The sequence below is a fragment of the Bifidobacterium platyrrhinorum genome (assembly GCF_010667645.1).
GTDB lineage: Bacteria > Actinomycetota > Actinomycetes > Actinomycetales > Bifidobacteriaceae > Bifidobacterium > Bifidobacterium platyrrhinorum.
Genome location: NZ_WHZV01000016.1, coordinates 1 through 4,986 on the forward strand (window position 1 = coordinate 1; position 4,986 = coordinate 4,986).

A 4,986-nucleotide genomic window follows, 5' to 3' on the forward strand; every position below is an offset into this window, starting at 1 on the left:
GTTTTTTGTGGAGGGTTCGATTCTGGCTCAGGATGAACGCTGGCGGCGTGCTTAACACATGCAAGTCGAACGGGATCCATCAGCTTGCTGGTGGTGAGAGTGGCGAACGGGTGAGTAATGCGTGACCGACCTGCCCTGTACTGCGGAATAGCTCCTGGAAACGGGTGGTAATGCCGCATGTTCCAACGTACCGCATGGTGTGTTGGGAAAGGTTTTTTCCGGTATGGGATGGGGTCGCGTCCTATCAGCTTGTTGGTGAGGTAACGGCTCACCAAGGCGTCGACGGGTAGCCGGCCTGAGAGGGCGACCGGCCACATTGGGACTGAGATACGGCCCAGACTCCTACGGGAGGCAGCAGTGGGGAATATTGCACAATGGGCGCAAGCCTGATGCAGCGACGCCGCGTGCGGGATGACGGCCTTCGGGTTGTAAACCGCTTTTAGCAGGGAGCAAGGCTTCGGTTGAGTGTACCTGTTGAATAAGCACCGGCTAACTACGTGCCAGCAGCCGCGGTAATACGTAGGGTGCAAGCGTTATCCGGAATTATTGGGCGTAAAGGGCTCGTAGGCGGTTCGTCGCGTCTGGTGTGAAAGTCCATCGCTTAACGGTGGATCTGCGCCGGGTACGGGCGGGCTGGAGTGCGGTAGGGGAGACTGGAATTCCCGGTGTAACGGTGGAATGTGTAGATATCGGGAAGAACACCAATGGCGAAGGCAGGTCTCTGGGCCGTTACTGACGCTGAGGAGCGAAAGCGTGGGGAGCGAACAGGATTAGATACCCTGGTAGTCCACGCCGTAAACGGTGGATGCTGGATGTGGGGCCCTTTCCACGGGTCCCGTGTCGGAGCCAACGCGTTAAGCATCCCGCCTGGGGAGTACGGCCGCAAGGCTAAAACTCAAAGAAATTGACGGGGGCCCGCACAAGCGGCGGAGCATGCGGATTAATTCGATGCAACGCGAAGAACCTTACCTGGGCTTGACATGTTCCCGACGACTCCAGAGATGGGGTTTCCCTTCGGGGCGGGTTCACAGGTGGTGCATGGTCGTCGTCAGCTCGTGTCGTGAGATGTTGGGTTAAGTCCCGCAACGAGCGCAACCCTCGCCTTATGTTGCCAGCGGTTCGGCCGGGGACTCATAAGGGACCGCCGGGGTTAACTCGGAGGAAGGTGGGGATGACGTCAGATCATCATGCCCCTTACGTCCAGGGCTTCACGCATGCTACAATGGCCGGTACAACGGGATGCGACATGGCGACATGGAGCGGATCCCTGAAAACCGGTCTCAGTTCGGATTGGAGTCTGCAACCCGACTCCATGAAGGCGGAGTCGCTAGTAATCGCGAATCAGCAACGTCGCGGTGAATGCGTTCCCGGGCCTTGTACACACCGCCCGTCAAGTCATGAAAGTGGGCAGCACCCGAAGCCGGTGGCCTAACCCGCAAGGGATGGAGCCGTCTAAGGTGAGGCTCGTGATTGGGACTAAGTCGTAACAAGGTAGCCGTACCGGAAGGTGCGGCTGGATCACCTCCTTTCTACGGAGAATTCAGGCTTCTGTTTGGAAGCCGGTGTGTGCCCCACGGCCGCGAGGTCCGCGGTTCGGTTGGGGTTGCTGGTGTGGAAGAGATCATGGGCTTTCCGGATGCCTTGGGTGTCCGGGGGAGTGGTATGGGCATGCTTTTGGGTTCCCGGACCGCCACCCCAGGGTTTTTCCTGGTGCGGGTCCGATTCCGCCATGTGTGTCGGTCCTCCCCTTGGGGGTGGGTTGGCGTGTGTGGTGTGTGTTGGTGGTTTGAGAACTGGATAGTGGACGCGAGCAACACGGATTCGTTTCCGTTGTTGCTGTTGATTTCGATCGAACTCCGGGATCTTTTGGTTCTGGTTGTTCGTTCGGTCGTTTTGTGATCACTTGTGATGATCGTTTTGAGTGTTGTCCGAGTTTGTATTCGCTGATGTTGTTGCCGACGGCGTGTGTCGTTGGTAAGGGCGTGGTGGTGGATGCCTTGGCAGACAGGACCGATGAAGGACGTGTGGGGCCGCGATAGGCCTGGGGGAGCCGCCGACAGGGCTTTGATCCCAGGATTTCCGAATGGGGGAACCCGCCAGCCGTCATGGGCTGGCACCGCACTTGGTGCGGGGGGTACGCAGGGAAGTGAAACATCTCAGTACCTGCAGGAATGGATACTCCGTGAGTAGTGGCGAGCGAAAGCGGATCAGGCCAAACCGGTTGCGTGTGATACCCGTCGGGGGTTGCGTTTCCGGTGTTGTGGGATCGTTTGTCCGGTTGCCGACGTGGCCGGCGGGAGTGATAAAACCGTGTGTGAGGCGAACAGGATTGGATGCCTGGCCGTGGAGGGTGATGGCCCCGTAGCCGTATGCGCATGGTCTTCCGATGATGAGTCCCAAGTAGTACGGGCCCCGTGGAATCCCGTATGAATCCGCCCAGACCGTTGGGTAAGCCTAAGTATTCCTGTCTGACCGATAGCGTACTAGTACCGTGAGGGAAAGGTGAAAAGCACCCCGGGAGGGGAGTGAAAGAGTTCCTGAAACCGCGCGCCTACGATCCGTCGGAGCCTTTCGGGGTGACGGCGTGCCTATCGAAAAATGAGTCTGCGAGTCAGTGGCGGGTGGCGAGCATAACCCGTGTGGGGTATGCGTAGCGAAAGCGAGTCTTAAAAGGCGTATGAGTCGCTCGTCCTGGACCCGAAGCGGGATGATCTAGCCCTGAGCAGGTTGAAGCGCGGGTAAGACCGTGTGGAGGACCGAACCCACCTGGGTTGAAAACCGGGGGGATGACTTGGGGTTAGGGGTGAAAGGCCAATCAAATTCCGTGATAGCTGGTTCTCTCCGAAATGCATTTAGGTGCAGCGTCGGGTGAGTGCCTGCGGGGGGTAGAGCTACTGGATGCTTGAGGGCCCATACCGGGTACCGACAGCAACCAAACTCCGAATACCCGTCAGGTGTATCCCGGCAGTGAGTCGGCGGGGGATAAGCTCCGTCGTCGAGAGGGAGACAGCCCAGATCGTCGTCTAAGGTCCCGAAGCGCGTGCTAAGTGGGAAAGGATGTGGAGTCGCATAGACAGCCAGGAGGTTGGCTCAGAAGCAGCCATCCTTGAAAGAGTGCGTAACAGCTCACTGGTCTAGTGGTTCCGCGCCGACAATGTAGCGGGGCTCAAGCACGCCACCGAAGACGCGGCAGCCGCCTATGGCGGCTGGGTAGGAGAGCGTCCTGTATGGGTCGAAGCGGGGGCGGAAGCGTCCGTGGACCGTATGGGAGTGAGAATGCAGACATGAGTAGCGAGAGCGGGGTGAGGATCCCCGCCGCCGGATGACCAAGGGTTCCAGGGCCACGTTCGTCGTCCCTGGGTGAGTCGGGTCCTAAGGCGAGGCCGACAGGCGTAGTCGAATGGATGAACGGGTTGATATTCCCGTACCGGCCATGAACCGATCAGACCCGAAACGGTGATGCTGACCTCCGGGTGTTTCCGATCCATCCTTCGGGGTGGTGAGGGGATGCCTGTTGGGAACCGAGCCGGAGTAGGGTAGCGTGTGGGGTGACACGGACGGGTAGCCGGCCGCGGAGGTGGTTTTCCGTGGCCAAGCGGGTAAGGGCCTTCCCCAGGCAAATCCGGGGATGGATGGTCCGAGACGCGATGGGACGCCCCTTTGGGGTGGATCCGGTGAACCCGGCCGTCGAGAAAAGCCTCGGCGCGAGGGTCATGTGCCGCCCGTACCCCAAACCGACACTGGTGGTCAGGTAGAGTATACCAAGGCGATCGAGCGAATCCTGGTCAAGGAACTCGGCAAATCACTCCCGTTCCTTCGGTTTAAGGGAGACCCCCTATGGTGAACCAACTTGCTTGGGGAGCTTTGGGGGGTGGCACAATCCAGGGGGTAGCGACTGTTTACCAAAAACACAGGTGCATGCGAAGACGTAAGTCGCTGTATATGCACTGACGCCTGCCCGGTGCCGGAAGGTTAAGAGGATCCGTCAGCATTTCGGTGTGAAGCGGTGAATTCAAGCCCCGGTAAACGGCGGTGGTAACTATAACCATCCTAAGGTAGCGAAATTCCTTGTCGGGTAAGTTCCGACCTGCACGAATGGCGTAACGACTTCCCCACTGTCTCGACCAGGAGCTCGGCGAAATTGCAGTACGAGTAAAGATGCTCGTTAAGCGCAGAAGGACGAAAAGACCCCGGGACCTTTACTATACCTTGGTATTGGCATTCGGTGTGGATTGTGTAGCATAGGCGGGAGACTTCGAAGCCGTGACGCCAGTCATGGTGGAGTCGCAAGGTGAAATACCGCTCTGTTCGCATTGGATGTCTAACCACGACACGTGATCCGTGTCTGGGACAGTGCCTGGCGGGTAGTTTAACTGGGGCGGTTGCCTCCCAAAGAGTAACGGAGGCGCTCAAAGGTTCCCTCAGCCCGGTTGGCAATCGGGTGGCGAGTGTAAGTGCACAAGGGAGCTTGACTGCGAGACTGACGGGTCGAGCAGGGACGAAAGTCGGAACTAGTGATCCGGTGCCGGTGTACGGACGCGGCATCGCTCAACGGATAAAAGGTACCCCGGGGATAACAGGCTGATCATTCCCAAGAGTCCATATCGACGGGATGGTTTGGCACCTCGATGTCGGCTCGTCGCATCCTGGGGCTGGAGCAGGTCCCAAGGGTTCGGCTGTTCGCCGATTAAAGCGGCACGCGAGCTGGGTTCAGAACGTCGTGAGACAGTTTGGTCTCTATCCTCTGCGCTCGTTGGAATCTTGAGGAGACCTGCCCATAGTACGAGAGGACCTGGGTGGACGAACCTCTGGTATGCCGGTTGTCACGCCAGTGGCACGGCCGGTTGGCTACGTTCGGAAGGGATAACCGCTGAAAGCATCTAAGCGGGAAGCCCGCTCCAAGATAAGGATTCCTGGAACCTCCTCGGAGGTTCGTGACCCCCCATGCAGAACACGTGGTCGATAGGCCGGACGTGGAAGCCGTGC

2 rRNA genes are annotated in these 4,986 nt (G+C 58.8%); both read left to right on the plus strand.

Annotated features, from left to right (window positions below):
• Positions 1 to 4: 4 nt before the first annotated feature.
• Positions 5 to 1,529 (plus strand): 16S ribosomal RNA (locus GFD21_RS10880).
• 435 nt (positions 1,530 to 1,964) lie between these two features.
• Positions 1,965 to 4,986, plus strand: a 23S ribosomal RNA gene (locus GFD21_RS10885); the annotation flags it as partial.